An 18708-nucleotide genomic window follows, 5' to 3' on the forward strand; every position below is an offset into this window, starting at 1 on the left:
TACCAGTGTAGCGTTGAATAAAACAACGTTATCGCTTGCAATTGGGGCAAACGAAACCTTAACAGCTACCGTTTTACCGGCAGACGCAACAGATAAAACAGTGACATGGAAATCAAGCGATGCAACTATTGCAGGTGTTGATTCAACAGGGAAAGTAACTGGTGTGAAAGCTGGAACAGCTGATATCACAGTGACTACTAAAGATGGTAGCAAGACTGCTAAATGCACAGTAACCGTTACAGCTGCATAAAAAAAGATTGAGAATGTATAACTAGAGGCTATGAAGCCTCTGGTTATTAGGAGGAAAACAAATGGCTATTAACAATATTATCGACTTAGATGCTAAATTATCGCTAACAAAATCTATGAAAATCGCAGGGAAAGTATATGAAGTTCAAATTTCAGATGAAATTGACAAAACTTTAACCGATTTAACGAGTATTGATATTCCAGATCAATTAAAAAATATGACTTCAAAACTTGAAAAAATGGATGAAGATGATAATGGAGCTAAAGAATTCAAAGAATTTACTCAATCTGAAATGGATGAATTAAAAGATAAAGCTGTAACTACTCTAGATGTGATTCTTGGGAGTGGTGAAGGTAATCGCGTTTATAATTTTTACAACAAAAGTACAAAAGCCCTTTTCACAATTATTGGATTGCTTGAAAAAGAGTTGGGGGAAGTTATTTCTGAACGTAGTAAAACAGCAAAAAAACATTACAAAAATAATCGTAAGAAGTGATTAGATGTTTGATCTAACGAGAAAACCAGAAACAACAGTGATTATTTCAGGTAATGAGTATCAAATTGATTTGTCTTTTGACACTGTTATTCGATTCTATGAACTAATTGACGATAAAAATTTGGAGTCTATAGAAAAAATAATTCTTGGGTTCAAATTGTTTTATATCGATTCAAAAAAAGCAGAAGATACATTCACTTTTGAAGAAATGCAACAAGCTATTAACGACATAGTTGACTATATTCAATCGAATCCATATGGAAGCATTGGAAGTGAAGGAGAATCGACTGGTCAGGATTCAAATATGAATTATTCGTATTCTCAAGACGCTGGAGCTATTTATTCTTCGTTTATGGCAGATTACAAAATCGATTTGTTAAATGAGCAAGGTTCAATGCATTATCTAACTTTCAAAGCGTTGATGTCTGGTTTAAGCGAAGACACTCAATTTCAGCGGATACTAGCGATTCGGTCAAGAAGCATAGCTGGTTTAGAAGGCGAAGAACTAAATAGCTTATTAGAACTGAAAAATTATTATGCTCTTGATTCTGAAAAAACAGTTAACAGTCTTGATGATCAACTAGGCGATATGTTTTCTATGTTAGCAGCACAAGCCAAATCATAAGGAGGTGAGTGTTTGAGCGCAGATGCAACAATAAATATTGATGTGATGCTGTCGAATTTACCTAAATTTAAAACAGACGTTAGTTTTGTTGATGACGTATTAACAAAATTGGGAATGAATACAGGATCAAAAATTGATGATTCATTTAAAGCCGAGACAGCAAAAGTTACAACAATTGCCAAATCAACAAAAAAAGATGTCGATCAAACTTTTGATAAACCAGTTAAGTTCACAATCAAGGCTGATAATTCGGATGCTGAAAAAGATGTCAAAGAGACAAAGGCTTTTTTAAAAGGCATACCGAAAAGCAAAATAACTGAACTGAAGGCGGATAATGACGGAGCATCACTGAAAATAAAAGCTACAAAAGAGGGTATAAGCAAGATACCTAACAGGAAAGAAACAAAACTTAACGCAGATGCTTCACAAGCAAAAACAGAAACAAAAGACCTCGGTGATACTGCTGAAAAAACCGAATCTAAGTTTATCAGCTTGAAAGATAAACTATCCATTGGTGCGATTGCTGGTGCTTCTTCACAAGCACTGCAGATTTTAACAGGTAGTTTTTCAGATTTAATCGGTGAAACTACTCAATCATCTGACGCAATGGATAAATTCAAATCTACGATGCAGTTTGCTGGCTTTACAGAAAAAGAAACAAAAGAAGCTGCTAAATTTGTAAAAAAATATGCAGATGACACAGTATATGAATTGTCCGATATCTCGAATACTACAGCACAACTAGCAGCAAATGGTATTGGGAATTATCAAGAGTTAACAGAAGCAGCAGGGAACTTAAACGCTGTAGCAGGTGGTAATGCTGAAACATTTAAATCAGTAGCAATGATGCTTACCCAAACGGCTGGTGCAGGGAAACTAACTACAGAAAACTGGAATCAATTGGCTGATGCCATTCCCGGTGCATCAGGTAAAATGCAAGAAGCGATGAAAAACAACGGTGCTTTCACTGGAAACTTTCGTGATGCGATGGAAGAAGGTCAAATATCAGCTGAAGAATTTAGTAAAGCGATTGTTGACTTAGGTATGACTGATGTAGCTGAAGAAGCTGCAAAATCTACCAAGACTTTTGAGGGCGCAATGGGCAACCTTCAAGCGAATATCGTTACTAAAATGAACGAGATTGTTGACGGGATTGGTAAAGATAAGCTTACAGATATCATCAGCTTCATATCAGACAATACTACTAAACTATTTGATTCTATTTTGAAAGGCATAGATTATTTAAACGATAATCAGGATAAATTATCGAGTATCTTTGATAATTTGAAAAAGATTTCTAAAATATTTTTCGGTGCTGCATGGGATGCGGTTCTTGATATTATTAAAAAACTCACTGATAATTTTAGTTTACTTTCAAAAGAAACTGGCAAAACGAAAGACCCCTTACAACGATTTGATAATGTCTTAAGTGCTTTGTCAAAACATAAAAAGGGAATAGCACTTCTAGGTAAAGCATTAGCTACTTTATTTATTGCTAAAAAAATTGTTGGTGTAGTTACAGCTTTTGGGAAATTACTTGATATATTTGGTGGAACGGCATTACTTGCTAGTCCAATTTTTCTTATACCTGCAGCAATTGCAGGAATTGGATTTGCGTTTTATAAAGCATATAAAACAAGCAAGCCATTTCGCGAGTTCATAGATGGAATTGTTGATGCAGTAAAAAACTTTGTAGAGGTATCTTTGAAGAAAATAAAATCATTTTTTAAAAATGTATCAGAAGGATTTATTGAATTTAAAGAGTCGGTTACAGAGAAAGTTACTAGCATCAAAAAAAGTATCAAAAAGGTTTTTAATTCCATTATCGATTTCTTCAAAGAAGACTGGAAAGAAGTATTAACATTCATTCTAAATCCAATTGCAGGTACAGTTGCTCTATTGTACAAACACAATAAGAAGTTTAAAAAGTGGGTAGATGATTTACTTGATACTATCAAAGATGGATTGAAAGCTTTTAAAAAGAAAGTTCTTGATCCACCATACGATGCAATTACAGATTTGATTGATAAAATAGCTAAAACTTTTTCAAAATGGATGGGCAAAATAGAAAAAGCCCTAGAAAAAGCGGGTAAGAACCTTGGAAAAGCTGCAGAGGTAATTTTTTGGCTTATCTATGGTCCAATACGACTAGTCGGCAGAAAAATAAAAAAAGGGTTCGATGAAGTTGTTGAATGGGTAGAAGACAAACTTGAAAAAGCAGGGAAAGCAGTTGGAAAGGTTGTCGATAAAATCTCTTCAACAATAAAAAAAATCTTTAATTCTTTATCAAAATCAGTAAAAAAATCAATGGAATTATTTACTGAATATGTTATTGAGCCTGTGGATTCAGTTCGAAAAAAAGTCGTTAAAACAATTAGTAACTTAGTAGATAAAGTGGTCGATTTCTTTGTTGATTTAGTCAATATTACAAAGCACAAATGGAGAGAAATAAAATCCTCGATGGAGAAACCGGTTGATGATGCTAAAGAAAATGTCTCTAAAACCATCAGCAAATTAAAAGAAAAAATAGCTGAAATTTTTGACCGTATCAAATCAACAACTAAGAGTGCGTGGAATACAATTAAACGCTATACAATTGAACCGATAGAGGATGCCTATGAAAAGGTAGTAAAAAAAGTTGGAGAGATTTACTCTGGTGTAACAAAATATTGGAATGATCTAAAGGACAAAACCAAAGAAAAATTCGATGAAATCGTTGATTATGTTAAAAAAGTTCCTGGTCGAATTGGTGATGCTTTTAGAGATGGAAAAGAAGCAATCGGCGATGGTATTAAAGCTGCAGCGCAATACATGGTTGATATTTTAGGTAAGGGAGTCAATGGCGTAATTAAAGGTATCAACTGGGTACTGGAAAAAGTTGATGCACCAGATTCTGTTCGAGTTGATAAATGGGATGTTCCTAAATTTGCTACAGGTGGTATTCACCAAGGTGGATTGATGCTTGTTAACGATGGCGAAGGAGATGAATTGGTTCGACATCCTGATGGAAGAATGGAAATTCCAAAAGGGAAAAATGTTTTGATGCATGCGGAAGCTGGTACTCAAGTATTGAATCATAGCCAAACAAAATCGTTTGCTGAAGCTTTTGGTATTCCAATGTACGCAAAAGGAAACGTAAGCAATCTAGGTGATTTCTTCAAGTCTGCGTGGAATGGAATAAAAGACATTGGTTCTGATATTTTAGATGCAGTTCAACATCCAGTGGAGTTTGTTAAAAAAGCTATTTCGGAACATGTGAATTTTGATGCTACTCATCCAGTATTTGATATTGCAACAGGTGGTGTCAAGAAAGTAACGAATGGCGTTATGGATTGGATCAAAGATAAAATAGCAAGTTTTGGCTCTATTGGTGGAAGTTTTGATGGAGCAATGGCTGATAATGTTTATAAATATTTAGTCGATATTGCAAATCAGACCGTAAGTAAATTTGGTATGAGTGGAATAACTTCGGGGTATCGACCAGGAGACCCTTACTACCATGGAAAACACCAAGCGATTGATATTGCTTATCCTGCTGGAATGAATGGTTCAAGCAAGTATTTTGACCCTGCAAACTGGGTATTTGAACACTTTGCTGATAAGGTTGGCTATGTTATTACTCAAGGTAAAGTTCGAGATAGAACTGGACAATCGGGTCAACCAGCAACTGGTTCATGGGAACCATGGCCAGATAACGATCACTACGACCATTTGCATATTACAGGTAAGCTTGGCTCTGGTGATATTTATAAAGCAGGCGAAGGTGGCGGAAAAGGTTCGCCTACAGGTTCTGGCGTTGCAAGGTGGACTAGCCAATTAAAAGAAGCCTTGCGAATGAATGGATTACCAACCACTGCTTCGTATGTCAATGCTTGGTTAAGGCAAATCGAAACTGAATCAGGAGGCAATGAGCGTGCTGTTCAGCCTGGAATAGACCCAGATGGTGATGGCTCTGGTCCAGCAATGGGACTAATACAAGCTAAGAAAGGAACATTTTTAGCAAATGCGTTTCCTGGCCACGGAAATATTTTTAATGGTTTTGATAGCATGCTTGCTGGTATTAGATATGCACTGAAAAGATATGGTCCTGATATGCTCGCAGTCATTGGTCATGGTCATGGTTACTCAAATGGGGGAGAAGTATTTGGACCAGAGTTAGCTATGTTTGGTGAAGACCCTGCTTATCCATATGAAATCAACATCAATCCTGCAAAACCAAGTGCAGATATGCTGATTCAAAAAGCGATTGTTGCAAGAGAGAGATACAAACCAGCCGTACAAACAAATCAAGCAGTTTATTCAAATCAACATCCAAGTGGCGGAAATGAGCACAAAACGATGAGTAAAAAAGATATTGAAACAATCGTTCAAGCGTTAAATGAAAGACCAGTGCGTGTCGAAAGTATTCTAGACGGTAAGAAAGTCAGCAAAAGTGTAGATGAATATACTGGTTCATCATTAGCAAGAAAACTATATATGAGAGGAAAGAATTTCAATGGATGATAAAACATCAGTATTTCTCCAATTTAGTACAGGTAAATTTGACTTACTAGCAAATTACCGAATAAAAATCATTGATATAAAAATTGGGATGCCAGTACCTAAAAATGAATTATCTTCTTATGCAGGTTCAGTAGGAAAAAAGCTGCTGACACACTCATTTGATTCTTTTCCTATTACTTTTGAATTTGATTATTTTGCAGACAATCTAAATGATCTTATTTTGACTGAAACAGAATTGAGAGAACTATTTAATAAAGAAGCTGAATACTACTTTATCTATACGAAAGAACCTGGTAAAAGATACCCAGTGATCGTTGAGAGTATGACTGTAACCAAAAAGGCATATTTTAAAGGAAATTGCGTTGTATCATTTTCTGCCTATAAAGGATATTCTGAATCGATGGCAACGACTTTATCTGATTTCAGTTTGGATGAGGATTGGCAGTTTTCTCAAGGTCTAGTTTCTGAAGATTTTAGTTATACACACAATACTAGTTTCTTTAAGATTTTTAATGCTGGCAGTTTTGAAATTGATCCGAGAGAGTCAGATTTACGTATTACCCTCGAAGGAGAATCAGAAGGAAATGTGACTATTTTCAATAAGACCACAGGCGATCGTTTCATTTATCATCCTTCTCTCTCAACTAATTTAGGGCAGACGTTAGTTTTGGATGGTGTATACCCAAAATTGAATGGTGTAAGTTGTGGTATTGATACAAACCATGGACTAATCACTTTAGCTGAAGGGGTCAATGAAATCGAAATTCAAAATATTACTAGAGTGAAATCTTCTTGGGATTTCCGTTTCTTGTATAAGTAGGTGATACTTTGAAAAACATATTAATACGTAATTATGAAGAAACGAAAGAGGAAATCCTTATTAACTACGATAAGGATTCTTTTTCTGTCTCGTGGCAACAAAATGAAACGTGGGAGTTATCTGTGACTGTACCAGAAACAAAAAGGAATCAAATAACCTTTGATTTAATTGACTATGAAAACTATGTTGTTTTTGATGGTCAGCAGTATTCAATCAAGCAGATGAGACCATATGCTTCTGGTAGCCAAATCTATAAAGATGTAGTAGCAACTCATGTCTATTACACTATTCAAGATGGATGGCAATATGACACCATATCTGGAACAAAATCAATCAATGATCTTCTGACTCATATTTTTAAAGCAGGAAATCGTGGATTCAGTTGGGAAGTTGTAGATCCCAACAATGTATTTTTAAAAAAGGAACAGGAGAACTTTGGAAATGATAATTATTTAAATCTTATTAATGAAATTTTGGAAGATTACGGTGCCGTTGTGATACCAAACAATAAGCACTTAGTATTTTATCCCATTTCAGAATATGGAAATATAACTGAGCAACAAATCCGATATAAATATAATACGGATGAAGTGTCGTTTGATATTGATACTTATGCTTTGAAAACACAAATTAAAGGATTTGGTAAGAAAAAAGAAGACGACTCATATTATTTTAATCCAGTTACTTATACTAGTCCCGAATCACAGAAATGGGGAATCAGGATACAAGACCCAATAGAAGACGAACGTTACACTATCCAAAATAATATGATTGAATATCTAAAACAGCAGTTACACGACTATCCAGATGTTTCAGGATCCGTAACACTAAAATGGTCCGTATCTCTTAACAAAGGGGATAAGGTCCTTTTTGTTTATGAACCTTTGAATATAAGTACCTACATTCAAGTTGTGGGAATTACTGATTATCCAGCTATCCCTAATAAAGCGCCAGAGATTGTATTATCAAATACCAAGAAAACAATCACTTCAATACTGGCAAATCTTGCTAAGAAAGGACTGATGTAGATGGGGCTTGTTAAACTAATATCAAATAATATCGCTTTAAAGTGGAAACAAACATTCAATGACAATGTGGACTACTTAGAAAATTTGGAAAAAAATTTAGACGAGCAGCACAAATCAACGAATAGTCGTATTGATAATCTCGTGCTTCATTCAGGAGGCGAATCGCCGAATGAAGTGGTTGATGCACGAGTTAACAACAAAGGGGAAGTTTTTGACACACTGCATGGCAGACTATTAGAACATGAAAATCTGTCGGATGAACAAATTAGCGAACTGAATACAAACATGGATAGTCAAAAAGAGCAAGTTCAACAATTGAACAAGTCTGTCCAACAGATTATTGGTGGGTATAGTGAGCCAATAAATATGTACGTTTCAAAAAACGGTAGCGATATTTCTGGTGATGGATCTGAAGAAAAGCCATTTCTTACCATCCAAACAGCAGTCAATAATATTCCTCTGATTACAACAGGTTCTATTACGGTTTGGATTGATAGCGGAGTTTACTTGGAGGATGTGATGATTCAGAATCTAAATTTTACATCCTTTTTGATTCGTCCCATAGATAATTTCAATGCTGTTGATCCCTCAAAAACAGATTTACCTGTCAAAGTTCGATCCATTTGTTTCACTGCTTGCAAAGGTTATTGTCAAGTTGCTGGAATGCAAATTGTGGATACAGCAAACGGAGCAGACTATGGAATCAAAAATGAGCAAAGTGGCTATATGGCAATCAATAGATGTAAATTCGCAGAGAACACAAAAACACTTGCAAGATATAATGCAGTTTATGTCGGCGGAACATCAAAGATTAATATGTACGGAGACACGACGTTGATTAACCAGAAAGTGGCAATTTACGCTGTATTGATGGGGGAAATTTTTGTCAGTGCGTTTGGTTCAGGAAATGACGTAGGAATTTTGTGTGAGAATGGCACTGTACGAGGAACTGTATCAACTTCTTTTGCGACTACACCAACCAAAATTTCTGGTTATGGACTAGTTATCACGAAAGGCACGGTGTTGTCTTAATGGTATACAAAACAAATGAATCGATCATTGTGATTCAAGCAGAAGGCATTAATCCAAACAGGACAGATGTTGTTTTTTGGTCGCATGATCGAGGAACAGCTAAGCTTAGAATGAAGTTAGTTCGGAAAAACGGAATCCCTCAAAGCTTGCCCGAAGGAACAACCGTTCCAATTCGTCTGATGTTCCGTTCTGCAACAGCAGAAGGCGGATATGGGAAACATGACTATCTCGCCGCCATTGAAGATCGTGTAAATGGTATTGTGTCCATTGTGCTGGAAGATAATATTTTAGGCTATGTTGGAATAGTCGAGGGTAGTGTTTATATTGATTTCCCAAATGATCAGTCGTTAGACACGGCTGGTCGTTTTACTTTTGACATCAAACGCAGTCCAATCGATGATAGTACTCCAGAACTAGAAAATTATTATTTCAATGGTTTTAGCCAGACAATTGATAAAGTTGAAAAAATTATTTCTGATGCAAAGACAGAAATTGATACTAAAGTGGCTGGGACAAAAAAAGAGTTTGATACAGAAGTTGAAAAAATTAAAACGTCAATCGGAGAAGCAAACCAATCTCTTACAACTCTGAATGGCGATATGACTGCACTTAGCGAAAAGATTACAGAAGCGGATCAACACTTTATAAATAAGGAAAGCGTTGAAGTAGGTCCTTTGATTTTCAAAAATACAACGATAACTACTCAAGATTGGAATAATATCACTGAAAGTGGTGTTTATTATTGTGCAGGTTCTTCGGGAATTAATGCACCATACACGGGCAAACTTTATGGATTACTAACTGTTTATAGTGAACAAGCAGTCACTATACAAAAATACGAATTTCAGAATTCTATTTACATGCGTACGTTTGCTGGTAATCCCGCAGCATGGGGAAATTGGAAAAAAGTTGCTTTGTCTAGTGAGGTGATGAATCTTACAGATCCGCAGACCGCACTTGGAGTAAAGAATTTTACGGATGGGATTCAAATAGACGGTGATCAAGTAGTTAGTGAAAATGAACATACTATATATAAACTAGATAAGTCAAATAGCAACTCTTTTATTGATGGCTACGCTACATTCATCAAACATGGGAAAATAGTAATCGTTAATGGAACAGTAAAGTTCAAAAAAGCTTATGCCTATGGTGTACCACTTGATGATGAGGTTCCCGAAGAATTTATTGCAAGAGGAGTTAATGGAATGATAATCGGAGCATCCGGTACTTCCAATAGCGCAAAAATGTTATACGTAAAGCAAGGCTTTAAATCGATAATGACCAATAGTGAATTTGCCATTAATGAGTGGTTTACATTTAATGGTATTTACTGGGTTGGGGAGGAATAACTATGAAAACAATTTGGCAGTACGGTCGGACAGGTGGAAAAGAACTAGAGGTATCAGATGATTTTCCTATCCAAGTCCCATTTACAGATGTAGCACCGCTAAAAGATATTAAATTGGAAGATCAATTCTTTATTCCATCAGAAAATCGATGGAAAGAAATCATCAACGGACTTGATCGAGAAAAAATAGATAATATTGATTCGCTTTTTGCTGTTTTAGAAAAACAAAATTCAGTGTTAGAAGAGCGGACGAATAGCTATAGCACACAATTAACTGATACTCAGTTAGCTTTGACAGAAGTATATGAAACGGTGATCGGAGGTGAAAAAAAATAATGGGTCATATCTACGCAGATTTAATTATCAAGGGGCTGAAAACGATTGATGATGTTCCTGAAAGGCACAAAGAAGAAGTCCAAGCAATCTTGTCTCAATCAAACGAGGGATAAGATTGCTTTTTATTTATTAAGAAAGGAGGTCAAAACGATGGTAGTAGTTTATGCAACTTTGATTATTAAAGGAAAGAAAACAATTGGAGATATACCAAGCGTGATCCAGCAACAAGTAAAAGATGTTCTTATCGATATGGACTTGCCAGAATTAGCGGAATAGGTGAAGCGTACTCGGACGAGTTTTTTTATTTTAGGTAAAGGAGTTGTCACATGATTAATTTAGGGGAATGGGGAACAATCGCAGGATCAATCACTGCGATTGTTTCTTTGATTTTATTAGTAATAAGACCAGTCACTGCATCTTTCTCGAAGATTACTGAAACTCTTTCAAAAGTAAGCCACAATTTAGATTTGCTAACAAAAGATTTAGAAGCCAGCAAAAATGATCGACTTACGCTACACGAAGAACTGAAAAGTCACGATGAAAGATTAGATAAGCATGCAGAAAAATTGGCGGAACACACGCAACAAATCAAAACTTTGTTTAGGGAGAGAAGAAAATGAATAATAAAACGTTCGAAGTACTAAAATGGTTCGCACTGGTAATTATTCCCGCACTAGCTACTTTCGTGGGGTTAGTTGGTAAAGCGCTCAATTGGCAGTACACAGATATCTGTGTTGTCATCATTACTGGTTTTGGCACGTTTTTAGGGAGTGTGTTGGGTGTATCAAATCGAACCTACAAAATGTTCTCGGCTGAAAGCGAAGAAGGAGTGACCAAATGAAAAAGAAAATAGTATTGTCATTGAGCCTTTTAATGGCTCTTTTTTTGTTGCCAGTAAATGGATTTGCCTACACGATTAATAATGAGTTTAACTTGGCATCTAACCAGGGCGATTCTCGATTAGCTTATCAAAACTATATTCTGATCCATGAAACTGCGACACTTGCTCCTGCGCGTAATGTAGCAACTAATATGAAGAATAATTATAATGGTATTAGGCCTTATACAACTGATGTTGTTGGAGACGGAGGGATTGTTTACCGAGTAGGAGAACCAGGCTATGTTTCTTGGGGTGCACTGAATGCGAATCCATATGCTCCTGCACAAATTGAATTACAGCATACTTACGATCGTAACCTGTTTGAAAAGAATTATCGTGCTTACGTAGAATTAATTCGTGATTACTGTAATCAGTTTAATATTCCTAAAACTTTAGATACTCCATATCCAAATAAAGGTGTTAAATCACATTTATGGGTAACGAACACTTATGGTGGAGATCACACCGACCCTTATGGTTATCTTTCTGAAATGGGCGTAAGTAAAGAAAAATTAGCATATGATTTAGCTCATGGATTTACCGATGAAAATCCGACAACTTCAGATGATAAACCAGTCATTGATACAACAAGAGCAGGCGCTGCAAATCCTACGTTGACAGATGGAACAAATTACGCCCACATTGATCAGTTTGGAGAAATAGAAAACGCAAACTTGCACGTTGCTGGTTGGCATATTGCTAACTACCAATATGAGTATATCTTCATCATGGACTATAATACTGGCAAAGAGTTAGCACGAGTAAATGCTAATGGCGTTTCACGTCCAGATGTAAACCAATCTTATAGTACTTCTGGAAACGTTGGCTATCATGTATCTTTCAATATGCGTAATTTTCCTAATAAGAAAGTCTATGTAATGATGCGTGCGACGAATGATCCAGAAGGGAACACTAAAGGTGGAGCACAAGATTTTCATGATAAACGCTGGTATTTAAATATTCCGAAACGATAAAAAATAGCCCCCTCTTTGAGGGGCGGTACATATAATATAACGTATAATAAAAAAATAAGATCATTTTTAGTGAAATGATCTTACTCTTCATTTTCATATTCAATTTGAATATTATTTTCTTTAACTAATTTCGCAACATTTACTACAGGAAGGATATAGTTAGGAAACTTATTTCCGCGGGAAATTATATCAGATACTGTAGGCCGTATAAATGACCACAGGATAGATATAGTACTCTCCTTTATAAAAGTTTCAAATTCAATTCCATAACTATTGATTTCATCTTCATCGTACGTAAATGTACCTACTATTTCAATAGAAAGTATAAATCCAGCATCTTCAGATTCTAAATTTCCTAATGTAATTCCTAACTTAGTATAAATCTCAGATGAAATTTTAGAAATTTTAATTCCAAAATCCAAGGTAGGTGTAATATCAATTTTAGTTGTTTCTGGATTAAAGTGTGGATTTAGTTCATACTTTAATTTATTGATAGAATAATCTTCAAATCTGATACTAGTCATTAAGCAACTAACCCCCGAGAATCAGAATAAAGAATACTTTGACTTGATTTTGATTTGTAATTAGAAGTATAACTTCTTGCTGATAAACTTTCTGTGATTGGCAATTTTTTTATAGATGAAGTTTTAACTTTGGTTACTTTAGATTCTTCAATATCATTTAAATATAAATCGGATGTCCATTCTACGACTAATTCTTCTACACATAAGCCCGGAGTGGTTGAATCAAATTCAACTTCGTATCCCATATCATCGAAAATATTTTTTAGTAATTCTCTATTTAATGACATACATATCACGCCCTTTCTAAATATATTCTACACTTAAATTATCAAAATTAATAATAGATTGATCTATAATGTTTAATTGTATCCCATTATTTTGGATTTTATCTGGATAAGTATCATCTTTATTTAAATTCTTATACTGTATTTTATCGTCTGTAAATGTATATTTAACTGCTTGTTTACTGAAATATTTTACATACACATCTATTAATAAACATCTTAATTCTCTACTATCAGAAGCTCCGTTAATTTTTTTTACTTGAATACCTTCTTTTTTTAGATCTCTAGCAAAATCATTTAGAAGCTTTCTATCTTCTTCTTTGTCCAAGTTTAAAAGTTTATCAGTTTCTATATTAACACTAATCTGTATGATACATTTATTTTTGTCCTTATTTCTTCGATCCGCTGATGTAAACCACCTAGCTTTTTCTTTATCTTCTATAAAAAAATATACACCCTGTCCAAGCCAGTGGTTTTCTCGTTTGGTATAAGTGAATTTTTTTTGTGTTTGTATAAGATTATAGTTGTCTACCGTAGTTCCATGATAACATTCATTGTAAATTAACAAGATTTATTCTCCTTGTTGTTAATTTTATTATTTCATTGCTTTAAAAATTAATCAATAGGGAACTTTCGTTCGATGATGTTTTGATTTTTATAATATTAAATTTCATGCCATTATTACAAAGTATTCTAACCAACTAAAATATTATCATTTAGTGCAATCCACGTAAAGTTTTTTTATATTTTTACTATTATTTATGCAATAATAAATTGGTCATCACAACATGAAGAATGAAACCCATTATTATCTAGTCTATGTCCATTCTTTTTGTTTGCAGTAGTTGTGATAGCTTTCCGTAACCTTAGCTCAGTTGGTTAGAGCAGACGGCTCATAACCGTCCGGAGCTTTTCTCCATTGTCACTCAAATGAGTGGCTTTTCTATGTATTCTTTTATGGATTAATGAAAGGATGTTTCACATAGTTATACTTCTGTATATTTGAAAAGTTTTACTTTGACTTTTAAAATAGAAAGACATTTGGGTTAAATTGTGAGATAATAATAAAGAAGAGTTTAAAGCGCACCCCAAACCACTTCCCCATAAGTGTGTTACGCTTTAAACTCTTTTATATTTGAAGCTATTAAAAAGTATACCATATAACTGTAAAAAATAACGGGAAAAAGGCTTACAATTGGAGTGGTAGTTAATTAGTGACTTATTTTTGATTTTATAGCACTGATACTATAAAATATAGATATCATCATATTACACAATCTTAATACTAACTTAAAAATATCTCCTTTTATAAGTATGGTGATAAAATCCGTTCCGGGCTACCTTTTTAGGTAGCCTACTTTAATCTTTATACCTTTCTGGATCAACGAAAGTATACTTTATATAGTCATAACGCCGATGATCGCTACGTGCGTCCGGCACGTCAGTCACCACATCAAACAAAAAGTATACATCCTTCTTCATTCTCGTTTTCGCAGCAGGAATTTTAAAGTAGTTCTTATTGGAATAGTAGAGATTAATTAATAAGCTATCTTCGATTGCTAAAAAGAAAACTTCTGAATCCCATACTTTATAAAAATCTTTGACAAATCTATTCGAAGGATCAAATTTAAACCATAATTGTGTCTTTCCTTCTATTAAAATATCTTGGTTATACGCATCTTCTTTGAAATTTAAGGTAATTGATATGTATCCCGACCAAATATTAGGGTTGTTAGAAATTAAAGATCCTAGTCCTAGTGATAATAAAATACCAGATAATTATACAGCGCAACAGTATATTGAAGATATTTACAATGTTAGATCTGAAATACAAAGAGTTCTAGATAGAATTGAAAATGAAATTGGTAAGATAATGATGGAAATGGAAAGATCGTGATAAAGTTTTTGTTACTATTTTTAATAATGCAGCAAAAAAATATTGCCACCATTTTGCCACCGATGACTGAGGTTTTCTCAGGTGTTTTGAAATGACCTAAAGATAGAAGGGATTATTTAGTTCCTTTATAACCTTTAATACTAGAAGCTTAGAGACTATCTTAGATTAATAGAGAATAGTACAGTTAGATTATTGCGAAAAGAAGCCTTCATGGCCGTTCTGAAGATGGATGAGGAAGAAAGTAAGAAGTAGCAAGGAATTTAGGAGTTTCTTAGCTTTCAAAATTTGTGAAATTCAAAAATATTCGCCCTATGTTCGCCCAAGTTTTTACTTGGGCGATTTTTTTGCATTTTAAATCAAAGATCTTTTCAGACGTTGGGCGAAAATATCAACAGCTTCATTTTTCATTTTTTTGGTTACATGTGCGTAAGCATCCATAGTAGTAACTAATCTAGAATTACCAACTCGAGCCTGGATTTCTTTTGGGTTTGCCACCGGATTGTTACCGGTGGCTTTTTTTGGTAAAATTCAAGAATTTTTTCTTAAATTCTCCATGATATCTATCGTTTCAGTTTTTATCTTATTTGTCACATGAGAATAGGTGTACATCTAATAATGCTTTGGATACCTTGGAATCAGTGGATGAGTTGGAAACAACTTTGGATTAATCAAAAGAATCCATGTATAAACTGAGTTATGCCGTTTAAGTTAGCGCAGAATCCCTAGCTATTTAAAAAATGGTTTGGCTAAGATCTCTCAAAAAGAGTATTTATTCAAATAACTTTTTAGAAAAATAATTAGGCTAGAAACAAAAGAAGCCAGCTACAAGAGCTGGAAAAGTTAATTTTTTGTATTCAGATGAATTAATATACAAATAAAAAATACTATCGAAAACACTAACCCAACTAAATAATTGGATAAAAAAAGGGGATCAGAATCTGAATCATCCCAAATCTTGATCATGAAATAGATAAATGGGAGGAATGAGACGACCAATAAACAATCTTTTTTACGCCATATTTTCAAACAACTTAGAACAATAATTTTATATGCACAAGTAACCCAGAATAAGATTTTACTAATAAATAATAAAGTTATATCCCCTTTATTTTTTCTCTTTCCCAATATATTTATTTTATCACTATTTATTTATTATGATAAAAAAATGAGACTAAGGGGAGAAGTCACAACAAAGTTTCTGAAGAAGAAGTATATAAAATGGCAAATCGGCGTGTTGTTAATGCGAGTGAGGCTATTCGTAAGTTTGGATTTCTATATTAGATAATGATCGTCAATGGGAGGGAACGGAATAAAAATAAAAGGCAGATTTTACGATAGTAGTCATGGTATTGATGGTTAAATACTAGATATGCCGATAAAGTACCCTAATTAATTCGGATTGAAAGAATGATGAAATGCGATAGACAGCAACGGTTGAAAAATAGTAAGAACAATTAGGAAGAGTTGAAATTCACATCCTTGTTTTTACTATTTCCGTTGCTGTCTATCAATTTATAAACATCAAAGTTATGTTTACTTAAAATATATCAATTGCTTATTGTCAAAGATAAATATAATACGCATCAGCTTTCGAAGTAACAGAATTTACCTTATGGAGTCCTTCTAATTTGATGTGGAGTTCATTGGCAACTTCTTCAATATATTTGTTAAATATCCTATTTTCTAATTTTAAACAATTAGCAATCTCTATAGAAATAACTTTTTTACGTTCTTTTCCTATAAACTGAATATTAAAATTCCTTATAACGTTGTTTCTATCACTTTCATTAGGAAAGCTACTTCTCATTGATACATATTCTTTTATAGATGCAAGAGTGCTTTTTATCATTTGAAATTCATCCATAACTTCACCTTCTCTAATTATTTTAATTTTAATTTAATTATACATGATACTTCTGTTTTTAGCCATTTTTTTGCTGAAGAGAAGATTGAGGTCATTATGCAGGAGAAGAATGAAGAGGCAGCTAATTAGTCAAATGAAAAATTTGATAAAACAAATCAAACACAGATTACAATAAATGGTCGTTTTTGCAGTTTGATCGTGTAAGATTTGTAAAATAATAAAGCTAAGATAAGCACAGCGGTTTCTAGTAAGGCGTATTATGAATTGATCCACAACAAGATAAATCAGAATTTTATTTAAATGAGTAAAAAAAGAGAAAATAAGGCACTTAAAGTCTAGCGACTACCGTTAGGGGAAAAGATAAACAGATTCTTTTCATATTTTTTAGTTACATAGACATTCAGAAAAAAAGACAATCAACTAGTGATTGTCTTTTAGAAAATTTCCAATTATTTTTGTGATATTACTAGAAAATGAGACAAGAGCAAGACCTAAAATATTTATGAAAAAATTGAAATCTAAAAAAATAGCATTAAGTATAACAAGAATCATTCCGGTGTATAAAAATATATTAGCATTAAGTTTGTTGATAAGCGTCATTTGGGAGCGTCAATAATTTTGTGTAAATAACTCGTCCTTCTGCAAAATAATGGGTTACTCAGTAAACATTGAAGCTAATGTATCCGTCACTTGTTGGAAGCCTTTATGGCTTCTATTTAAGAATTTTTGATTGTATGTATCAAAGATGGATACTAGGAAACGCTCTAGTGATTCTTCATTTTGAAACTGATCTTTTCTGCGGCTGTATTTCTTGATTTGTTTATTGAAAGATTCGATTAAATTAGTTGAGTAAATGCTTCGGCGGATACCAGGCGGAAACTCATAAAAAGTCAATAAATCTTGATTTTTTATCAGTGACTGCGTCACTTTAGGATAAGTTTTCTGCCACTTCTCAATCATACTCCCTAAAAAGGTATTTGCCTCTTCCTTTGAGCTAGCTTGATAAACAGCCTTAAAATCATCACAGATTTCTTTTCGATCTTTGACACGTGCTTTATGAGCAATATTACGGGAAATGTGAACACAGCAATGTTGGTATTTAGCTTTAGGATAAATCTGGTGAATCGTATCTTTCATGCCTTTTAAGCCATCGGTAATAAACAGTAAGACATCATGAACCCCTCTGGAGTAAATGTCCTGTAACAACTCATTCCAAACGTAGGTCGATTCAGTCGGAGCAATCGCATAACTTAGTACTTCTTTAGTGCCGTCTTCTCGTATACCAATGGCAATATAGATTGCTTCTTTGGAGACGGTTTGCCGTTTTAAAGGAATATAAGTAGCATCCATGAAAATAGCGACATACTTATCATTTAGAGTTCTAACTTTAAATGCATTTACTTCTTCAGTCAGCACTTTAGTCATGTTGGACATGGTTTGGGGCGTGTAGTGATGCCCATACATTTTCTCAATCAAGTCTGCGATTTCCGACATGGTAATACCTTTTCGGAAGAGGTGAATGACGGTCTCCTCTAAGGTATCATTCGTCCGTCTATAAGCAGGAACAGTCTGTTGCTTGAACTCGCCGTTGCGGTCGCGCGGAATCTGGAGATGAAGTTCCCCGTACTCGGTCTTGACCGTACGGTCATAGGAGCCGTTACGAGAATTACCCGTGTTAAAACCAATACGATCGTACTTTTCGTAATCGAGGAAAGCCGTTAACTCCGTTTTGAGAAGCGTATTGACAGCTTTTTCCAAATGGACACGGAATAATTCATTCAAATCGCCTTTGTTCGCTAGAGTCTTTAGAATTTCTGTAGTAAAATCGTTCATATGGAAGTCCTCTT

At 34.2% G+C, this 18708-nt stretch carries 20 protein-coding genes and 1 pseudogene; 14 read left to right on the top strand and 7 right to left on the bottom strand.

Annotation, left to right across the window (positions count from 1 at the left end):
- Positions 1-13 precede the first annotated feature (13 nt).
- From RBL01_RS05810 to RBL01_RS05875, 14 genes and pseudogenes are all read left to right on the top strand, one after another.
- Entirely contained in the window at positions 14-250 is a 237-nt protein-coding gene (locus RBL01_RS05810) for an Ig domain-containing protein (RefSeq protein WP_307780991.1), read from the top strand.
- 61 nt (positions 251-311) lie between these two features.
- Positions 312-746, top strand: a complete 435-nt coding sequence (locus RBL01_RS05815; RefSeq protein WP_125028457.1) for a hypothetical protein — start codon at positions 312-314, stop codon at positions 744-746.
- Between the two features lie 4 nt (positions 747-750).
- Positions 751-1371 carry a Gp15 family bacteriophage protein gene (locus RBL01_RS05820; RefSeq protein ID WP_002318698.1) on the top strand — a complete coding sequence of 207 codons (621 nt, stop codon included), beginning with the start codon at positions 751-753 and terminating at the stop codon, positions 1369-1371.
- A 12-nt stretch (positions 1372-1383) separates the two neighbouring features.
- A complete protein-coding gene (locus tag RBL01_RS05825; RefSeq protein ID WP_307780992.1) occupies positions 1384-5874 on the top strand; it encodes a tape measure protein in 4491 nt (1496 codons plus the stop codon).
- Entirely contained in the window at positions 5867-6694 is an 828-nt protein-coding gene (locus tag RBL01_RS05830; protein ID WP_307780993.1) for a phage tail domain-containing protein, read from the top strand. The genes RBL01_RS05825 and RBL01_RS05830 overlap by 8 nt, the downstream gene beginning before the upstream one ends.
- An 8-nt stretch (positions 6695-6702) precedes the next feature.
- On the top strand, positions 6703-7722 hold the full coding sequence (locus RBL01_RS05835; RefSeq protein WP_138314842.1) for a phage tail protein: 1020 nt from the start codon (positions 6703-6705) through the stop codon (positions 7720-7722).
- The gene (locus RBL01_RS05840) at positions 7723-8754 is read left to right on the top strand and encodes a hypothetical protein (protein ID WP_307780994.1); all 1032 of its coding nucleotides are present in this window, start codon (positions 7723-7725) and stop codon (positions 8752-8754) included. It begins immediately after the preceding gene.
- Positions 8754-9392 (top strand): annotated as a pseudogene (locus RBL01_RS05845) (hypothetical protein); the annotation flags it as partial. The gene RBL01_RS05840 and the pseudogene RBL01_RS05845, both read left to right, overlap by 1 nt.
- Positions 9393-10105: 713 nt before the next feature.
- Positions 10106-10438: a hypothetical protein gene (locus tag RBL01_RS05850; protein ID WP_307780997.1), complete on the top strand. Its 333-nt coding sequence runs from the start codon at positions 10106-10108 to the stop codon at positions 10436-10438.
- On the top strand, positions 10438-10551 hold the full coding sequence (locus RBL01_RS05855; protein ID WP_265177199.1) for a CD1375 family protein: 114 nt from the start codon (positions 10438-10440) through the stop codon (positions 10549-10551). Before RBL01_RS05850 ends, RBL01_RS05855 begins: the two co-directional genes overlap by 1 nt.
- Positions 10552-10588: 37 nt before the next feature.
- Positions 10589-10714 (top strand): CD1375 family protein, encoded by a 126-nt coding sequence (locus RBL01_RS05860; protein ID WP_253274951.1) that lies wholly within the window; start codon positions 10589-10591, stop codon positions 10712-10714.
- A 50-nt stretch (positions 10715-10764) separates the two neighbouring features.
- A complete protein-coding gene (locus RBL01_RS05865; RefSeq protein ID WP_053109053.1) occupies positions 10765-11058 on the top strand; it encodes a hypothetical protein in 294 nt (97 codons plus the stop codon).
- A complete protein-coding gene (locus tag RBL01_RS05870) occupies positions 11055-11279 on the top strand; it encodes a phage holin (RefSeq protein WP_137022736.1) in 225 nt (74 codons plus the stop codon). The genes RBL01_RS05865 and RBL01_RS05870 overlap by 4 nt, the downstream gene beginning before the upstream one ends.
- Positions 11276-12292, top strand: a complete 1017-nt coding sequence (locus tag RBL01_RS05875) for an N-acetylmuramoyl-L-alanine amidase (protein WP_307780998.1) — start codon at positions 11276-11278, stop codon at positions 12290-12292. The genes RBL01_RS05870 and RBL01_RS05875 overlap by 4 nt, the downstream gene beginning before the upstream one ends.
- Positions 12293-12372: 80 nt before the next feature.
- On the opposite strand, the gene RBL01_RS05880 is transcribed toward RBL01_RS05875, so the two are convergent.
- The 7 genes from RBL01_RS05880 to RBL01_RS05910 form a co-directional block, all read right to left on the bottom strand.
- Positions 12373-12816, bottom strand: coding sequence for a preprotein translocase subunit SecB (locus RBL01_RS05880; protein WP_275399511.1), 444 nt, complete (start codon positions 12814-12816; stop codon positions 12373-12375).
- Positions 12816-13103, bottom strand: coding sequence for a hypothetical protein (locus RBL01_RS05885; RefSeq protein ID WP_307780999.1), 288 nt, complete (start codon positions 13101-13103; stop codon positions 12816-12818). The genes RBL01_RS05880 and RBL01_RS05885 overlap by 1 nt, the downstream gene beginning before the upstream one ends.
- Positions 13104-13119: 16 nt before the next feature.
- Complete coding sequence (locus tag RBL01_RS05890) at positions 13120-13668, bottom strand: hypothetical protein (protein ID WP_307781000.1); 549 nt, start codon at positions 13666-13668, stop codon at positions 13120-13122.
- 791 nt (positions 13669-14459) lie between these two features.
- A complete protein-coding gene (locus tag RBL01_RS05895; RefSeq protein WP_025479954.1) occupies positions 14460-14762 on the bottom strand; it encodes a DUF5960 family protein in 303 nt (100 codons plus the stop codon).
- 1796 nt (positions 14763-16558) lie between these two features.
- The gene (locus tag RBL01_RS05900) at positions 16559-16861 is read right to left on the bottom strand and encodes a hypothetical protein (protein ID WP_002326201.1); all 303 of its coding nucleotides are present in this window, start codon (positions 16859-16861) and stop codon (positions 16559-16561) included.
- A gap of 420 nt (positions 16862-17281) precedes the next feature.
- On the bottom strand, positions 17282-17461 hold the full coding sequence (locus RBL01_RS05905; RefSeq protein WP_002322938.1) for a hypothetical protein: 180 nt from the start codon (positions 17459-17461) through the stop codon (positions 17282-17284).
- Between the two features lie 54 nt (positions 17462-17515).
- Positions 17516-18694: an IS256-like element ISEfm2 family transposase gene (locus tag RBL01_RS05910; RefSeq protein ID WP_410779646.1), complete on the bottom strand. Its 1179-nt coding sequence runs from the start codon at positions 18692-18694 to the stop codon at positions 17516-17518.
- Positions 18695-18708 lie beyond the last annotated feature (14 nt).

The sequence above is a fragment of the Enterococcus sp. SB12 genome (assembly GCF_030910025.2).
GTDB classification, from domain to species: domain Bacteria; phylum Bacillota; class Bacilli; order Lactobacillales; family Enterococcaceae; genus Enterococcus_B; species Enterococcus_B faecium.